Origin of the sequence: Ureibacillus massiliensis 4400831 = CIP 108448 = CCUG 49529 (genome assembly GCF_000772965.1) — a bacterium.
GTDB lineage: Bacteria > Bacillota > Bacilli > Bacillales_A > Planococcaceae > Ureibacillus > Ureibacillus massiliensis.
In genome coordinates this window covers 121,210-138,614 of sequence record NZ_JPVQ01000001.1, presented here as the reverse complement: position 1 = coordinate 138,614, position 17,405 = coordinate 121,210, and the positions used below count along the sequence as shown (strand labels likewise).

Genomic DNA, 17,405 nt, shown 5'->3' with positions numbered 1-17,405 from the left:
CCTCCTAATATTCAAAACAAATTCAAACCGAACATGAATAAGCTTTTATATATTAAAAGGATTTAACATTCAATGCCTTTCTATGCATGATTAAGGAATTGAATTTTAATTTAAAAAAATGAGCTCTTAACAAGATTGTTAAAAGCCCATCGTTATATTTATTTTTCAAGTTTTATTCGTTGTAATCTTAATGCATTTAATACAACAGATACTGAGCTAAAGGCCATCGCAGCTCCAGCAACCCAAGGAGCAAGAAAACCAGCTGCTGCTATTGGGATGCCTAATGTGTTGTAACCAAATGCCCAAAATAAGTTTTGTTTAATATTTCTCATTGTCTTATGGCTCATAATAATTGCATCCGCAATACTGTTTAAATCCCCACGTATTAAAGTAATATCTGCTGCTTCCATCGCTACATCTGTCCCAGTACCTATAGCCATCCCTATATCAGCAACTGCAAGTGCAGGCGCATCATTTATGCCATCACCTACCATTGCAACTTTCTTACCTTGTGCTTGTAGTTTTTTCACTTCTTCCGCTTTTCCTTCAGGTAGAACTTCAGCAATTACTTCATTTACACCAACGCTTTTACCAATCGCTTTTGCCGCTCTTACATTATCACCAGTCATCATAATGACCTCAATACCCATTTTTTGCAGTCTTTGAATTGCTCGTTTAGAAGTTTCTTTTATTGTATCAGCTACAGCAACTAGTCCTGCATATTCCCCATCAATACTTGCAAGCATAGCCGTTTTGCCGCTCTCTTCTAATTCCTCCATCAAACTCATGACATGTGTTATATCTATTTTATATTGGTTCATTAATTTTCTTGTACCGATTACGATTTCCTTATTCTCGATAACCGCTCTTACACCGTATCCAGGTATTGCTTCAAATTGTTGAACTGTTTTTATATTAATCCCCTGTTCTTCAATTCCTTTGACAATAGCTTGAGCGAGAGGATGTTCAGATTGTTTTTCACTTGCTCCAATGAATGATAGGAATTCCTCTTTATTAATACCATCTTCAACATAAACATCTGTTAATTCAGGTGTTCCTTTTGTCACAGTACCTGTTTTATCCACAACAACTGTGTTAATATGTTGAGTCTGTTCAAGGTGTTCTCCACCTTTAAATAAAATGCCTAATTCTGCTGCTCGACCAGAACCAGCCATTATAGAAGTTGGTGTTGCCAGTCCAAGCGCACATGGACACGCGATCACAAGTACCGCGATAAGTGCTTCTAGTGCAGGAGTAAATTCTCCCGGTGCAACTAAGACAATCCAAATGATAAATGTAAGGATTGCAATACCTATTACAATTGGAACAAAAATACCTGAAATTTTATCTGCTAATCGCTGAATCGGTGCTTTTGAGCCTTGTGCATCTTCGACCACCTTAATAATTTGAGCTAAAGCTGTGTCTCGACCAATTTTCGTTGCTTTCATTTTGATAAAGCCGTTTTTATTAATTGTTGACCCATAAATTTGTGATCCAACGTTTTTATCAACAGGAATGCTTTCACCTGTTAACATGGATTCATCGACTGCAGAATTGCCTTCGATTACTTCACCATCTACAGGTATTTTCTCACCGGGTTTTACAAGAATAGCATCACCAATGATTACTTCTTCTAAAGGAATCTCTTTTTCAAGTCCATCTCTGAGAACTAGAGCTGTTTTTGCCTGCAAGCCCATAAGTTTTTTTATAGCTTCAGAAGATCGCCCTTTCGCTTTTGCCTCAAATAATTTACCTAATAAGATTAAAGTAATTAATACAGCACTTGTTTCAAAATAAAGCTGCGGATGATGTTCATGTCCGTAAGTAATAATCGCTTGATATACACTGTAAAAATAAGCCGCTGAGGTTCCCATGACCACTAGTACATCCATATTCGCACTACCGTTTCGCAATGCTTTATACGCACTTACATAAAACTGCCATCCAATTAGGAATTGAACTGGTGTTGCAAGGATCATTTGCACCCATGGATTCATAAGAAAATTTGGAACATATAAAAACGATGTAAAGGAAAAGTGACCTACCATCGTCCATAACAATGGTATTGATAATATTGCTGAGATGATGAATTTTGATTTTTGTTTTTTTATTGCTTGTTCACGATAATCAACATTTTCATTATTATCTTCTTTAATATGCGCACCGTATCCTAATTTTTCAACTCGTGAAATGATGTCAGTAACGGATACCTCTGAAGGATTAAATTCGACAACAGCATTTTCAAGAGCAAGGTTGACATTTGCTAAAGTAATACCATCTAGCTTATTAAGTCCCTTTTCAATACGATTTGCACAAGCGGCACAAGTCATTCCTGTAATTTGTAAGTTTGCTTCTTTAAGCTCTTTGATTTCTGAACTCATATTATCCACCTCTTTTACCACCAGGGGGTATATTCCTTATGAAGAAATAGAGTGCTTATGAAAGCACTCTTCCATAGGTGGTCCACTTATTTATTCAACATCATAGCCTTGATCGTCTATTGTTTCTTTAATTTGTTCTATTGTTACTTTTTCATTATCAAATGCAACACTTACTTGACCTGATTCAAGATTTACATTTACTTGTGATACACCATCCAGTGCACCAACACTTCCTTCAACAGCATTTACACAGTGGCCACAAGACATTCCTTTTACGTTTAACGTTATATTTTCCATTTTAGTATTTGCTCCTTTTATATACGATATAGGGGTATATTTGAAATAAAAAAATTTATTATGCTTCTACAAAATATCCTTTCTTTTGAATGGCAGATTTAATTTGTGCAATATCTACTTGCCCTTCATTGAAAGAAACATCTACTTTTCCTGTTTCTAATTCAACATTTACATGTTCAACACCTGATAGTGAAGCAACTCCTGTTTCAACGGATTTTTTACACCCTCCACAAGTCATTCCTTTTACTTTTAGTGTTATTTGATCCATTTAAATCACCACCTATTTTTTCATCATTTTTTGTATCGTTACGATTAGTTCATCTAGAACCTCTTCATCGCCATCATTCAATCTATCTACGACACAACCTTTTAAATGCCATTGCAATAAAACTTTTGCAACACTGTTTAATGCAGATTGTGTAGCTGAGAGTTGGGTTATTATATCATCGCAATAAACGTCTCGTTCAACCATTCCCTTTATACCACGCACTTGGCCTTCAATACGGTTTAAACGATTCATTAAATCTTTTTTAATATGCTCTGGATGATGACTTTTTCGGTTAGAAGAGTCCGAGTGACAATGTTGTTCGTTCATATTCTCCAGTGTAATCAACCTCCATTTCTCACCCTTATTATATGTACCCTTATGGGGTATGTCAACGATTCCACATATAGTTTGTATTTTTTTCAATATGGGAAAGATGATGTTTGGATTTAAATAATAAAAAACTTAAGAAGTGCCTTCATCGGGGAGTGAGTTTTCTTAAAACAAGCTCGGGTGAGAAAAAATGATTGTTCTAGTCTGTCTAGAATTTCTTTATGAAATCATTTTAAGCTATACATTCATAAAGATTATTGTTTTGACTTATGTATAAGTTAAGCTTAATATTTTTCCTTAAGATACATGTCACAATATTGTTTGTAAAAATTAAAGAGGTGACGAAAGATGCTAGATTTCTTTATGGAGTTAGGTCCATTGCAACAAGTAATCGCTGCAACCATTTTCACTTGGGGAATGACAGCATTAGGGGCTGCACTAGTTTTTACAACGAAAAAATTCAGTCAAAAATATTTAGATTTTATGCTAGGCTTTGCAGGCGGCGTCATGATTGCAGCAAGCTTTTGGTCTTTATTATCACCAGCGCTTGAAATGGCTGAAGGAAGCCGATATCCTGCATGGGTACCTGTTGCAATCGGCTTTATACTCGGTGGGATGTTTCTTTTTTCTGTAGATAAATTGCTCCCTCACCTTCATCCAAATGCACCTATGAAAAGTGCTGAAGGTATTTTGCCGAAAAAAAGGAAACGAAGTACCTTGCTTGTGTTTGCCATCACTCTTCATAATATTCCAGAAGGACTTGCCATTGGTGTATCATTTGGCGCTGTAGCAATTGGCTCCCCTTCTGCTTCCCTTGCCGGAGCTTTAGCATTAGCAATCGGGATCGGTGTTCAAAATATACCAGAGGGTGTGGCCGTATCAATGCCGTTATTGCGAGATGGTATGTCTCGAAGAAAGAGCTTTATGTTTGGTCAATTCTCTGGAATGGTTGAACCGATATCGGCAGTGCTTGGATTTTTAGCTGTTGCTTATGTCGAGCCATTATTACCGCTTGCATTAGCCTTTGCAGCAGGCGCAATGATTTTCGTCGTTGCAGAAGAAGTGATTCCAAGTTCTCAGGAAAATGGTAATCAGGACCTAGCTGTCGTGAGCCTAATGCTTGGCTTTACGATTATGATGATATTAGATGTTGCCTTAGGTTAAACAATTTAGATTGATTAAATGTTCCATTGACCTTTAAATGTGTCGATGGAACATTTATTTTGCCTTCCAATCTTTAAAAAACAAAATTAATATTTCAATACAAAATACTCATAGAAACTTACATTGAATTTTGATAATATCTTTACTTGTGGTAAATCAAATTTTAAAACTTCATAAAGAAAGCAGGGTGTTTAATGTCCGAAGCAATACAACAACCAAAAGAGAAGCTAAGTCTTATTCATTTAACTTGGCCTATCTTTTTAGAAATATTCCTATTTATGTTAATGGGAATCGCAGATACATTTATGTTAGCTGCCGTATCAGATGATGCAGTTTCGGGCGTTGGAACGGCTAACCAATATATTCATATTGCGATACTTATTTTAGAAGTAGTTGGTAATGGTGCTGCGATTGTTGTTTCTCAATATTTAGGTTCACGCCGTTTAATAGAAGCGACAAAAATTTCTGCATTAGCCATATCATTAAACTTAGTCGTTGGCTTAATTATGTCTGCCATTTTCATCATTTCTTCAAGTCATTTAATGATCATGATGAATTTACAGGGAGATGTGCTAGCCCATGCACAAGGTTATTTAATCATTATCGGAGGCGGAATATTCCTTCAAGCTATTATTAATTCTCTCGCTGCAATTATTCGAGTACATGGTCAAACAAAGCAGACGATGTATGTCTCTCTCGGCATGAATATTATTCACGTTGTTGGTAACTACATTTTAATCTTTGGACATTTTGGTGCTCCAGAACTAGGTGTTCAAGGTGCAGCGATTTCTTCTGTATTTAGCCGATTAATTGCCGTGTTTATTTTCATTTGGTTATATTATCAGGTGCTTGAAATAAAGGTACGATGGAAGAACTTCATTACATTTCCAAAAGAATATGTGAAGAAAATTTTAGCAATCGGGGTTCCAAGTGCCCTTGAACAAATCATGTATCAAGTCTGCCAAGTTGTATTTTTATACTATATAACATACTTGGGTACTGAAGCTTTGGCTGCTCGTCAATACGCTGTGAATATTTCAATGTTCACTTACTTGTTTGCTATAGCCATTGGGATGGGGACCTCTATTATTGTCGGTCGTTTAGTTGGGGCAGGTAAACAAGAAGAAGCCTATCAACAACTTTGGGTTAGTGTCAAAGTCGCTATGATTTTCACGTTGGTCATGGTTGCAGTAGTGACATTTTTCCGAGAAACGTTGATGGATGTATTTACAGATAATCCAGAGGTTATTCAGTTAGGTGCATCGGTTCTGTTGTTGAGTGTATTACTTGAGACAGGTAGAACGATCAATATAACAATTATCAATACATTGCGCGCTACGGGAGATGCTCGCTTCCCTGTAAAAATTGGATTTTTATCTATGGTTTGCATGAGCTTGCCCCTTGGCTATTTGCTCGTTTTCGTACTTGATATGGGATTAGTTGGTGTTTGGCTTGCTATTACCGCAGATGAATGGTGCCGAGCAATCATCGTATTCTTTAGATGGAAAGGCCGAAAATGGGAGCGCTATTCACTAGTAACACCGCAGAAAGAAAAGGAAGTAGTCGAATCAATCTAATCATATAAACTTTGCTAATGAACAACTTGACTGTTGATAAACTCGAATATCTTTGAGTTTTCAACAGTTTTTTATTGTTGCTGTGAAAAAAAGTTGGATTAAAATTTAAATCTATAAGAAAAAAGCGCATTTCCTTATGGAAAGCGCCCAATGATTAAATATTCATTTTTTAAATGGTATCTTGTACTGCTAGGAGGTTCTCTTTTTTCTAGGTTGAATCCTTCTAACAGTTAATGCGCGGGGACTATCCAAATTATTTCACTTTAATGACGATTTTCCCTTTAGCATGATTTGTTTCACTTAGCTCATGTGCTTCTTGTAACGCTTCTGCTGAAAAGCCAAAAACACTACCGACTTGTGGCTTAACGATTCCTTTTTCCAGTAGTTCACCTATTTCAGCTAACTGTTTCCCATTTGGCGTTAACCAATAGGAGCTTGCCGTTACTTGGTGCTTTTCTATTAACGCTGGATCTGGTTGTCCGGCAATTGTTACTAGTCTGCCACCCGGTTTTAGTATTTGGAAGCTTTTATTTAAAATATCGCCACCCATTGTATCAATGACCACATCATAATCACTTAATTCTTCCTCGAATTGTTGTTCACGGTAATTAATGAATTTGTCTGCACCAAGCTGTTTTACATATCCTTCATTTTTTCCGCTTGCTGTTGTAGCAACATAGGCACCTAAATGTTTTGCCATTTGTATGGCCAAACTTCCGACACCACCAGCTCCAGCTTGGATAAGCACTTTATCTCCTTGCTTTACTTTTGTCTCATCTACTAAACATTGCCAAGCAGTTAGGCCTGCTAACGGAATAGAGGCAGCTTCTTCAAATGTTAGGTTACTAGGCTTTTTAGCCAGTAAATCTTCATCTACAGTTGTAAATTCCGCGTATGTTCCATTCGGAGTAGTATCTGGTCGTGCAAATACTTCATCCCCGACCTGAAAATGTTTCACCTCGTCTCCAACCTCAACAATCTTCCCAGCAACATCCCAACCAAGGATGATCGGGAATGTCCAATCTAGCATCGCTTTCAAATAACCCGCACGAAGCTTCCAATCAATTGGGTTAATGGATGTTGCATAAACCTCCACAAGTACTTGGTTTGCTTTTATTTCCGGTTTCGGTAACTCCTGCTCTACTAACACATCTTTATTACCATATTCATTGATAACAACTGCACGCATGAATAGCACTCCTTTTTTAAATCTCTTTAGCTTAGTATTCGTTTCTTCCTAAAATGCCATTCCTTAAAAACTACTTAGGATTTTCTAATTGTTTTACAGTAGATAGCTTAACAAAATCGCGTACGAGTGTTAAGGACATTGCAACTGAAGCTCTCATAAAAATCATTTCTATCTTACTACTTTAATAATTTGTTTAATAATAATAAGTTTTGGCCTCATATTAAAAAATAATAGAGTTGTGTCCCCTCTACCTTTTATAAACAGAAGTTTCCTTTGATTAAAACATTTCTCGCAAACGTTGTATGTCTTTCATTGGAGGCAAGCCAAACTTACGGCTGTATTCCCGACTGAAATGCGATGGACTTTCATAACCTACCTGGAACGCTGCCTCAGCCGCTTCTAAGTTTTCTGTTAAAAGAAGTCGGCGTGCTTCCTGTAAGCGAAGCTGTTTCTGATACTGGATTGGGCTCATACCCGTGACCTCCTTAAAATGATTGTAGAAGGATGAAGAGCTCATTTTGGCTTCTCTCGCCAATTCGTCCACTTTTAACGGCTCCATGAATTTATGATTCAACATCCCAATCACCTTTGCAATCCGTTGTGCCTGACTACCTACAAGGGCAAAATGCTTCAATGTATCATACTGATCGTTCTGTAGAACCCGGTAGATAATCTCACGTTTGATACTGGTTGCAAGGACTGGTATATCCTGCGGCGTCTCTAATAGCTTTACAAGACGTATTACCGCTTCAAGAAGCGAGTCATTTATAAGGCTGACCACTAGAGCACGCCCTGGGGATTCACTAGAAATTTCTTGATTCGATGATTGAACGACTTCGAATATCTGATTCATATCAAGCTGCAAATTTATACATAAATAAGGTTCTTCGGGTGAAGCTTTTAAAATCTGCCCAGTGATTGGCAAATGAACGGAAGCAGTTAAATAACTGGCAGAGTCGTACTGATAGCTTTCCTTCCCAAGGATGACCAATTTTGAACCTTGAGCCACAACGCATAAGGAAGGTTCATAAACAGAGTAAACAGGTTCAGAAATTTGGGAAGTACGAATAAACTGCAACCCTGGTATAGATGTCTCATACGTTCCATCCATCTTTACATTTCGCTCAATCAACTCTGCTAACTCTTTGATTCCCTCCATAAACCAATCCTCCATCTCTTCGGAAACATTAATAAATTCTTTTTTTACTATACTATACTTTTTGGAGGATTAGGCAATAATTGTATAACTTTCGACTACCCCCTCTTTAGAGCAAAGTTTCATAATGAGATTATGATGTGACACTTCAATTGGATGGTAAGTGATTAATCAAGTTTATGTATGTATGTCTTTCGTTCACTGTATTTACATTTAAATCCTACCAAGACATGAGTGCCATTCATCGTTTAAATGTGAAGGGAGTTTATAAAATGAAAAAAGAACATGAAAATTCTCATCCTTATATAGGTATTTGGGTGACCGCGGATGGTTATATACGACACGAACTACTTCCGAACGGACGCTATGATGAAGCTCGTGGTAACCGCAAAAGTGCCTATCAAGGAAACTATATTATCAATGGCAACCATATCGAATATGTTGATGATACAGGATTTACTGCCGATGGTAATTTTATCAACGGAGTACTTTACCATGCAGGTATGGTGCTATATCTAGAAGAAGACAGCGAAGGGAGAAAATAAGATGTCAGCACTTAATGGAAAAGTCGTTGTGATAACAGGAGCAAGCAGCGGTATTGGTGAAACAACAGCCCGACTGCTTGCAAGCATGGGCGCTCATGTAGTCATCGGTGCAAGACGTGTGGAAAGACTAGAGGCATTGGCATCCGACATTCAAGGGGATGGTGGTTCTGTAGTCATTCAACAGCTAGACGTAACCGAATTAGAACAGATGCAAGCAATCATTGAAATAGCCCAAAGTCGTTTTGGACAAGTGGACGCTATTATTAACAATGCTGGGGTGATGCCGCTCTCTCCACTAGAAGCATTGAAGATTGAAGAATGGAACCGAATGATTGATGTGAATATTCGCGGTGTCCTTCATGGCATTGCTACTGGTCTGCCGGTTATGAAAAAACAAGGTTTCGGTCATTTCATAAACATCGCATCCATTGGTGCCTACGAAGTATCCCCGACAGCAGCTGTCTACTGCGCGACTAAATATGCCGTACGTGCAATAACAGATGGATTGCGACAAGAGACAGTAGGGCAAGGTATCCGTGTGACACTTGTATCCCCAGGAGTAACCGAATCAGAACTTGCTGAGAGCATTACCGACAACAATGCAAGGGAACTAATGAAGGAATACCGACGTACCGCTCTGCCAGCAACAGCTATTGCCAATGCTATCGTCTATGCACTAGAGCAACCTGATTATGTCGATGTAAGTGAACTGATCATTAAACCATCAATGTAGACAATCTCCTTTCTTTTATAGATTAGTTAACTAAAGCTTCTGGTTGTTTCCCTTATTCTAAAAGTTATGGCCTGTATTATCACTTGCAAGCTTATGTAAAGCAGACCATAAAATAATACCTGTCTTTGTTCCCCTATTAGTTCATTGTGTAATGATTAACAAAATAGCGGGGGCTGGTATTAATTACGTATGCTCCCGCAATGAAAAATCCGTTACCTAATTTCTTAGGATCACGGATTTTTATTGATATCATCAATTTTTATTTGATAAAAGCTCACACTTCATAAAGGATTTGAAAGGTATTCAAAGGCAAAGCTTATAAAGTATCACTAGTAAATATTGATTCTAAAAGTGGTATATAGTTAGTTTTTTTGGATTGGTATTGTTTGAGAATGGTTTCTCCAGTATTCTCGATAATCTCTACACGCTCTAATAATTCTTGTGTTAAATTTAAAGAATCCGCAGAAACGACTAAATGTTCTAACCCAAGTGATGCAGCATAATCAAATACTTTAAAGCGATAACCTAAGGCTATTGCTGGTACACCAGCTGCTAGAGATAATAAGTTTGCGTGAAGTTTAAAATTAATTGTTGCCCTACACTTTGATAATTTTTCTATTAATTCCTGTTCTGTATAGCGATTTTTATCAATTTCGACATTTTCAGGATTATTTATACTTTTGTATAATCTTTCACAAGATGGAATATCACTTGGCCATACCGTATAAATCATGATTTTATAGCCTTTTGCAATTAATTTCTTTGCTGTTTTAACGATTTGTTTCTCCACTAACTTTTCATTTCCACCGTATAGGCGATTGAATGTAGTTCCCCAGTTTATGCCAATGACTTTTTCCTTTTCACCACGCCTACCTTGAAAATGCCCCTCTAATAATAAACCAGGATCCCCTATTAACTGGACTTTCTTAGATTTTTCATTTCCGAGCATAATTTCAATAGCCTTTTTTGTTAATGGACCTCTAACCCCTATAAACAATGCTTTTTCAATTACCTCTTCTAAAACCTCAATGTCCTTTTGTTTAAAGTTTTGCTCTAAGGAAAGCAATTTATCTTCTAATAGTAAATCCAAATTTTCCTTCCCAATCCAGTCTAATCCTGTCCCCCAAATGATAACCGATTTTCCCTTATGCAAGGCATTTTGGAGGACTTGAAGATACCCCGGTAACAAAAGAGAACCTCCTCCTAACACTACGATGTCAAATTTATCAAGATTTTTTAAATCAACACTGGGTACAGAAGGAGTAATCTCAATTTCATCATCTTTAAAATATTTTCTACAAGTATTTTTAAAGATGTTCCACAATAATTCATCTCCTAAGTTATTAAAGCCAATCCAACCAATGTATAGGAGTTTTTTCAACCTTTACTTCCTCCTTTTATTGCTTCAGAGTAGATTTTCAATATTTCTTTTGAGATATTCTGGATATTGAACTTTTCCACTACTATTTCTCTTGATTCAATTCCATTTAACTTTAGATATTCTTTATCCAACAAAATCTTCTTTAAACTGTCCCGTAAAACATGTCTACTACAAGGTGACTTTGATCCGTGATCTCCGAAATAATGTTCCCATGCCTCACCTATATTCTCTTTGGTAACAACTCCAAAGAAGCCATGGTTCCCCACAGTTAACACTGTTTTTTCCGAGGCCATCGCTTCTAAGGCTACACGTCCAGTTCCTACCACACAATCTGCTATTGAGTAATAAGGATGCATATCTTTTTGTTCCCCAACGATATGAATGAAAGAACGATTACACAAATTTTCAATATAATGCGCTAAATTTTTAATATCATTGAGCCTATTTCCTCCACCTACAACTACGACGTGAAGATTGGGAACAGGGTTTATTTTTAAATCCTTGCAAGCTCTTAGAAACATTGAGCAAGCTTTAGCCTTTGCCCAAGCTATCCTGCTTGCATAAGTTACTACAATAGAATCTTCCGGTATTTTCAAATTTTTTTTTAATTCTTCCGAAGTTCGATTAGTTGGGTAATCTTCTAAATTAATACCATTCGGAATCAGATGGGTATCCTCTACACCGAATGAACTTATATAATCGCATATCGGAGGACTAACGCAAATAACAAAATCAGATAATTTCAGAAGCCTTTGAATTTCATGGTTTGGATAGTATGTTCCGTGTACCGTAAAAATTGTTGGAACCCCTTTATTCTTTGCGGCCATGCCCGATAAGTAACCGGAAGGTGTCTGGTGAAAGTGAACAAGGTTTATTTTTTCAGTTTCAATAATCCTTTCTATTTCCTCCACCAGCTTATTCTCATGAGTATTTTCAAGCTTTAACGTACGGGGAAAATCAATATGATAAATTGGACAATTTAACTCTTTAAAATAACTAAGTAAACTTCCTTCCTAGCTACGATTGAAACAAATACGTTGTTTTTAATTAACTCCTTGGCCAATTCCAGTACATGGGTTTCAGTCCCCCCGATGTATAGTCCATCGATGACTAGCAATACTCTCTCATTAGCCAATTTTTTCACCTCCATAAAATTGTTTAGAACGTTGTTTATCATGGGAGCGATAGAAATATAAGATATCTCTTAAATTGTTAATTTTTAAATTGGCATTCAAGAATTTTACGATAAATTCATAGTCCTCTGCACCAGTAATTCTTCTAGTTGGACCACCTAGTAAATCAAATGCCTTCCCACGGAATAATATTGTTCCATGACAAACACAGTGTCCTCCTTCAGCATAAATCTTTCGTATAGAATCTCCGTAACGGAGCCAATTAGCTACTTGACCTTTCTTGTTATTTACATCACTAAAGACTTGATAATTCGTTCCAATTAAATCGTAATCAGGATTTTTTTCTAAAAAGTCTATTTGCTTTTCAAAACGAGAAGGATGTGAAATACCATCTGCATCATTTACTGCAATATATTCTCCGGAACTCATATAATATCCAGTTGTGATTGCCCCAGCAAACCCTGCGTTCACAGGAAGATTACATAAAATGAGTGGAAAGGACGGATTAGATTTTTTTACCCATTGTTCTACTACTGTCATTGTATTATCCGTAGAGGCATCATTCACTATGATTACTTATATATTCTTATAAGTTTGGGATAGTAATCCGTTTAAACAATCTTCTATAAAAAGCGATGCATTATAACAAGGAATAACAACACTTACTAATCCTTTTACTCTTTCCTTCATAGTTCTCACCTCCTTAGTCTTAGTTAATCTATGAAATTTTTATTATATTTGCTGTGTGAAATACTCATTTTTCAAAAAAAATAAGAAATATTAAAATTCTATTACATTTACTTAATTCTTACAGACTTAACTAAGAAAGGAGATTAACAATGGTAACTATGTTGCAACTTCGTTTAGCTCTTAAAGCATTAGAAGGTTCAGATGTTGAAATATTAACCGAATTTTCTACTGTTAGTGGAGTATTGGTAGAAGTTCAATCTACTTATATCGTTCTCAGATCAGGCACTGATTTTGTTTTTGTACCGATAGAAAGTATTAAAAGTCTATCTAACTAAAAATAGGAGGTGTTTAATTTGTTCCAGCTTTTTTTATCTCAACAACTTAACCTTTATATTGGTCAGGAAATAAGTGTAGCAGTTGACGAAACATTGTATAGAGGAGTTCTATCATCAGTAGTGGGTACTTTTATTAGGCTAACTGATTCGACTGATGAATATGAAAGAGAGACTAACAGAGTGGTAATCCCATTAACACAGGTTAGTTTCATTCGAGTACCAGCAAACCAATCTTAAATCTAAAATCAGAGAATGAGTAATCCCGATTTTTCATACCACCATATATACTGTTACGCATATGGTCATTCAATTAAGATGAATAACGAAAATTATTATAACGAACTTAAAGTCTTTTCAACCCTTGGCGTCCCAGGTGAAGTTGCCAAGGGTTTTATGTAATTTTAAGACTAGTTAAGAAATGCGACAAACCCTTTTTCTACAGGACCAACTCACTTACACTTTAATAAAAAGACCCTCCAAACCAACAATAGGTTTAAAGGGCTAGACATCTCGATCTTCAAGTTCTTCACTTCTTTTTGTTAATACATAATCGGCTGGTTGGGTTATGCCCGTTTTCACTTTTTGAAAATAATCCACAGCCTGTTGATACATTTTCTCTATTTTTTCTTCTAAGTAATTTGTTCGTTCAAACAAAATGAAACGAATATTATCAATTTGATGTATGATTTTTTGAGTAATACCCTCTTGACCATCTACACGGTTCATTACTTCTTTTTGTGTATCTTCAATATTATCAATTTTATTTGCAATTTGCTGATAGATTTCACTTTGCTCATCAATTTTTTGAATTACTCTGTCATTAGAATCGGTCACTTGTGCAAATTGGCTCATCACTTCATCTCTGAAGGTTGATAGATAATCCAATCGTTCCTTTACTTGCTCTTTCGCCTCTCCTAATTCCTGTAATTGATTCATTACTTCATCTTGAGTAAATGTTAGTCGCTGCATTTGAGACATCATCTGCTGCTTATCTTGTTGTTCTGATTTCAAAATTTCTTGGAGAGACTCTTGCTTGGATTCAAGTTTTTGTAGCCATGTAACTACTTGTTTTTCAATCTTCTCATGTGCTTGATGAAGATGTTTTATTTCAAGAATGCGTTGTTCCATTTCACGCCATTGTCTATTTTGATTTAGCTGGATCTTCTCCTGAGTAGTATTTACACCATCAATCGCTTTATGAAGTGTTTTATTTGAATCTTGCTGTTCTTTCACAAACTCCGTAAAGGCATTTATGCAATACTCTACTTGATTAGGTTCAATAAGAACGCCGTTTGTTTTAAATACATCTGGGTGCTGTTTTTTATTTATAAACAATCCCATTTCATACACCCCCTATTCATTCATCACTATAGTATGCAAAAATCTTGGGTGGTGTACATTCGTTTAATTCGTTAGTAATTGTTATGAGCTAAATTGTTTTTCGTAGATAAAAGATGCATGACAACAATTGATTGTGTCATGCATCTTTTTTAATGCTTATCTATAGGTTGTTTAGGTAATGTTTCGCTAAGCTTGCAATACTGTACAAATATTTGAGCTAATTCACGAAGACGTTCATGAATACTTTCTTCAACGATGTTATCATCCCTATCGAAATGTGAGGTATGTGTGTAAACATAGTTTGGTGTCACTAAGCATTTAAAATAATCAAGTATTGGTTTAAATTGATTTTCTACAACTAAATGGTGCTGATAAGTTCCACCGCTTGCAACGATAGATACCGGTTTATAACGCATCGCTTTGGGAGAAATCATGTCCAATGCGTTTTTTAATACACCTGGAATCGATGCTTGATAGATTGGTGTTGCGAAAACATAACCATCTGCCTCTTCAATCTTCTCAATCATCATTTGCATATCCTCATTTAAAGGACTACCATCTAAAATTTGATGTTTTAATTTTGCGAAATATAATATTTCGAGTTCTAGAGTACTATCAATTTCTTTAATATATCGTTCAACCTGTCGTAATATCGCACCTGTTTTTGTGCCAAATACTGTGCCATCTACGAGTAGAATTTTCATGATGTGTATCCTCCATCTATTATCTAATTCCATTTAGTTATTGTAACAGATGCAACTAATGTGTAGTAGGGAACTAGTATTAAATGAAAAAATTTCAGTCTTTTGGCTGAGATTGCACATTATTCGCCTTTTCTAGAGCTTTTTCCATTTTTTTAGATGGAGATGTTAAGCTAACAATCGTCGTTCCTGGATCAAGGGATATCTTCTTTATATCCGTTATAAAGGAGATATTGTTTTCCTTATCCGCTGTAAATAATGGAATTGTTTCATAACCATTATCCTGTTGGAAGTTTTCCAAAGTATACTGTTCGGTAATCATTGTTTTTCGAATCATATATCCTTTTTCAATATAACGATTTAATGTATGAACGTCATATTCTGGAGAAAATAATTTCTTCCCACCAATAGATTTACTATAATCGTTTGGATCCCCCATAGAAATAGGTGTTTGGAAAATGTTTTCACGTCCTAACTCTGGAACAAAACGCTGGCAGATTAACGCATTATAAGCATCTTCCTCTGTTGCTGCAATTAATATTTCATAAGGTGTTAAATCAACATGATATTCAGTATGCTCACTAAGAATATCGCCAGCTTCTGTTCTAATACCCAATTGACGTGCATATGAAAGCATTCCCCAAGATCTGTCCATTAATAAAACAGGCTTGTTAAAGGATTTTAACGCTTCCCCTAACACAGCATTAAAGGGCGTTCCACCTACAATTAAAAATCCTGCTTCTTCCGTCGCCTGCAGGCCAAGCTTTTTCCCTAACCAACCAATTGTAAATCCATGGGCAAGTACGGTTGCAAAAACAAGCGCCAATGTTAAGGCTGTAATAATATCAGCACCTTCAAAGCCCGCTTCAGTTAATGCATTTGCAAAAAAGCCTGAAACCGTTAATGCGACGATCCCTCTAGGAGCTATCCAACCAATTAACGTACGTTCTGCTAATGTAAGCCCTGTACCAATTGTGGATATCCAAATGGAAAGCGGTCGAACAATAAACATCATCGCTAAAACAAATAATAGCATCCGCCAATTCAGTATCGCTAATAATGTATCGATAGTTAATGAAGCTGTTAACATAATAAATACACTAGAGATTAACAATACTGAAATATTTTCTTTAAAATGAATTAAGTCTCGTAAAGATGTCAAATGCATGTTAGCCATAATAATCCCCATGGCAGTTACGGCAAGTAGTCCCGTTTCATGCATGATTGAATCGGTTACTACAAATACCATCAATACAACTCCAAATACGATGGGTGATTTTAAAAACTCAGGAATATGTCCTTGCTCTAATAATCTCCCAAGTACCCAACCAGCTACTGCCCCTATTGCAGCAGCTAAAAACGATAAGCCAAAGAAAATAAGTAATGAATTACCTGTAATTAGCTCGTTTGTCCACAAGACAACTTCAAATGCAAATAAAGCTAGCAATGCGCCAAATGGGTCTACAACAATCCCTTCCCATTTTAAAATGGCTGCTGGTCTTTCCTTTAATTTTGCTTGTCGTAAAAGCGGCAAAATAACTGTCGGCCCCGTCACGATAAATAATCCGCCAATAACAAATGCTACATCTAGTGATAAGCCTGCAAAGAAATATGCCGCAAAGGATCCGGCAATCCAAGCAATAAATGCACCTAATGTTGTAATACGAAATATTGCACGAGGAAACTCTTTAATTTCACGAAAATCTAGGCTTAGACTCCCCTCAAATAAAATAATCGCCACAGCTAATGAAATAACGGGATTAAAAACCTCTCCAAAACGATCTTGCGGGTCGAATAATCCTAAAAAAGGACCCACGATTAAACCTGCAAGAGACATAATGACGATAGCTGGAAGCCTAAAGCGCCATGCAATCCATTGCGAAAGCACCCCAAGACCAATCATTGCTGCAATTTGAAATAGTGTCGATTCTAGCATCTTTACATCCCCTTTCTATGTATACCTTCATATAATTTTCTGTATTATTTCTTTCTACATTTAACTTATTTACTAATTTGCTACATGTAGTATTTGCGAGACAGATTCTTTCATTCTATAGGAATTATGAATATATTTCTAATAATGGACACTATCTTCCACATTTTCCTACTTCTATTTCTCAATAAAATGTTTGTTTTTATAAATTCACTTATAAATTCTTTCATTTTCTTGATACTCACCGCATA

18 protein-coding genes and 1 pseudogene are annotated in these 17,405 nt (G+C 36.2%); 6 read left to right on the top strand and 13 right to left on the bottom strand.

Translation table 11 applies throughout. The features are described 5' to 3' along the window. Positions 1-158: 158 nt before the first annotated feature. The 4 genes from CD30_RS00720 to CD30_RS00705 all read right to left on the bottom strand — a co-directional run bounded on the left by CD30_RS00720 (position 159) and on the right by CD30_RS00705 (position 3,273). Positions 159-2,381, bottom strand: coding sequence for a heavy metal translocating P-type ATPase (locus CD30_RS00720; protein ID WP_170933627.1), 2,223 nt, complete (start codon positions 2,379-2,381; stop codon positions 159-161). A 90-nt stretch (positions 2,382-2,471) separates the two neighbouring features. After that, positions 2,472-2,678: a copper chaperone CopZ gene (copZ, locus tag CD30_RS00715; RefSeq protein ID WP_036170995.1), complete on the bottom strand. Its 207-nt coding sequence runs from the start codon at positions 2,676-2,678 to the stop codon at positions 2,472-2,474. A gap of 58 nt (positions 2,679-2,736) precedes the next feature. Further along, positions 2,737-2,946, bottom strand: coding sequence for a copper ion binding protein (locus tag CD30_RS00710; protein ID WP_036170990.1), 210 nt, complete (start codon positions 2,944-2,946; stop codon positions 2,737-2,739). A 12-nt stretch (positions 2,947-2,958) separates the two neighbouring features. Beyond that, positions 2,959-3,273: a metal-sensing transcriptional repressor gene (locus CD30_RS00705; protein WP_036170987.1), complete on the bottom strand. Its 315-nt coding sequence runs from the start codon at positions 3,271-3,273 to the stop codon at positions 2,959-2,961. Between the two features lie 351 nt (positions 3,274-3,624). Between CD30_RS00705 and CD30_RS00700 the strand changes: the two genes are divergently transcribed. After that, positions 3,625-4,440, top strand: a complete 816-nt coding sequence (locus tag CD30_RS00700; protein WP_036170984.1) for a ZIP family metal transporter — start codon at positions 3,625-3,627, stop codon at positions 4,438-4,440. 194 nt (positions 4,441-4,634) lie between these two features. After that, positions 4,635-6,017, top strand: a complete 1,383-nt coding sequence (locus CD30_RS00695; RefSeq protein ID WP_036170981.1) for an MATE family efflux transporter — start codon at positions 4,635-4,637, stop codon at positions 6,015-6,017. A 253-nt stretch (positions 6,018-6,270) separates the two neighbouring features. Here the strand turns inward: CD30_RS00695 and CD30_RS00690 are convergent, their stop codons facing one another. Both CD30_RS00690 and CD30_RS00685 read right to left on the bottom strand, forming a co-directional pair. Then, positions 6,271-7,206, bottom strand: a complete 936-nt coding sequence (locus CD30_RS00690) for an NADP-dependent oxidoreductase (protein ID WP_036170978.1) — start codon at positions 7,204-7,206, stop codon at positions 6,271-6,273. A gap of 277 nt (positions 7,207-7,483) precedes the next feature. Next, on the bottom strand, positions 7,484-8,365 hold the full coding sequence (locus CD30_RS00685) for an AraC family transcriptional regulator (RefSeq protein ID WP_170933626.1): 882 nt from the start codon (positions 8,363-8,365) through the stop codon (positions 7,484-7,486). A gap of 269 nt (positions 8,366-8,634) precedes the next feature. Between CD30_RS00685 and CD30_RS00680 the strand changes: the two genes are divergently transcribed. Next, positions 8,635-8,907 carry an Atu4866 domain-containing protein gene (locus CD30_RS00680; protein WP_036170972.1) on the top strand — a complete coding sequence of 91 codons (273 nt, stop codon included), beginning with the start codon at positions 8,635-8,637 and terminating at the stop codon, positions 8,905-8,907. Position 8,908: 1 nt separating this feature from the next. Beyond that, entirely contained in the window at positions 8,909-9,640 is a 732-nt protein-coding gene (locus CD30_RS00675; RefSeq protein ID WP_036170969.1) for an SDR family oxidoreductase, read from the top strand. 316 nt (positions 9,641-9,956) lie between these two features. Here the strand turns inward: CD30_RS00675 and CD30_RS00670 are convergent, their stop codons facing one another. From CD30_RS00670 to CD30_RS00660, 4 genes and pseudogenes are all read right to left on the bottom strand, one after another. Then, the gene (locus CD30_RS00670; protein ID WP_036170966.1) at positions 9,957-11,021 is read right to left on the bottom strand and encodes a polysaccharide pyruvyl transferase family protein; all 1,065 of its coding nucleotides are present in this window, start codon (positions 11,019-11,021) and stop codon (positions 9,957-9,959) included. Next, complete coding sequence (locus CD30_RS00665; protein ID WP_235801985.1) at positions 11,018-11,983, bottom strand: glycosyltransferase; 966 nt, start codon at positions 11,981-11,983, stop codon at positions 11,018-11,020. Before CD30_RS00665 ends, CD30_RS00670 begins: the two co-directional genes overlap by 4 nt. Before the next feature lie 17 nt (positions 11,984-12,000). Beyond that, positions 12,001-12,156, bottom strand: a complete 156-nt coding sequence (locus tag CD30_RS19990) for a hypothetical protein (protein WP_156962293.1) — start codon at positions 12,154-12,156, stop codon at positions 12,001-12,003. Further along, positions 12,149-12,844 (bottom strand): annotated as a pseudogene (locus tag CD30_RS00660) (glycosyltransferase family 2 protein). The gene CD30_RS19990 and the pseudogene CD30_RS00660 overlap by 8 nt, the downstream one beginning before the upstream one ends. Before the next feature lie 149 nt (positions 12,845-12,993). On the opposite strand from CD30_RS00660, the gene CD30_RS00655 reads away from it, so the two are divergent. Together CD30_RS00655 and CD30_RS00650 are read left to right on the top strand one after the other, a co-directional pair. Continuing rightward, the gene (locus CD30_RS00655) at positions 12,994-13,179 is read left to right on the top strand and encodes a DUF2642 domain-containing protein (protein ID WP_036170963.1); all 186 of its coding nucleotides are present in this window, start codon (positions 12,994-12,996) and stop codon (positions 13,177-13,179) included. Between the two features lie 18 nt (positions 13,180-13,197). Continuing rightward, a complete protein-coding gene (locus tag CD30_RS00650) occupies positions 13,198-13,416 on the top strand; it encodes a hypothetical protein (RefSeq protein WP_036170960.1) in 219 nt (72 codons plus the stop codon). Between the two features lie 264 nt (positions 13,417-13,680). On the opposite strand, the gene CD30_RS00645 is transcribed toward CD30_RS00650, so the two are convergent. The 3 genes from CD30_RS00645 to CD30_RS00635 all read right to left on the bottom strand — a co-directional run bounded on the left by CD30_RS00645 (position 13,681) and on the right by CD30_RS00635 (position 17,157). Next, positions 13,681-14,520 carry a hypothetical protein gene (locus CD30_RS00645; protein ID WP_036170957.1) on the bottom strand — a complete coding sequence of 280 codons (840 nt, stop codon included), beginning with the start codon at positions 14,518-14,520 and terminating at the stop codon, positions 13,681-13,683. Between the two features lie 149 nt (positions 14,521-14,669). After that, a complete protein-coding gene (locus CD30_RS00640; RefSeq protein ID WP_036170954.1) occupies positions 14,670-15,224 on the bottom strand; it encodes an NADPH-dependent FMN reductase in 555 nt (184 codons plus the stop codon). A 94-nt stretch (positions 15,225-15,318) separates the two neighbouring features. Continuing rightward, on the bottom strand, positions 15,319-17,157 hold the full coding sequence (locus CD30_RS00635; protein WP_036170950.1) for a cation:proton antiporter: 1,839 nt from the start codon (positions 17,155-17,157) through the stop codon (positions 15,319-15,321). Positions 17,158-17,405: the final 248 nt, after the last annotated feature.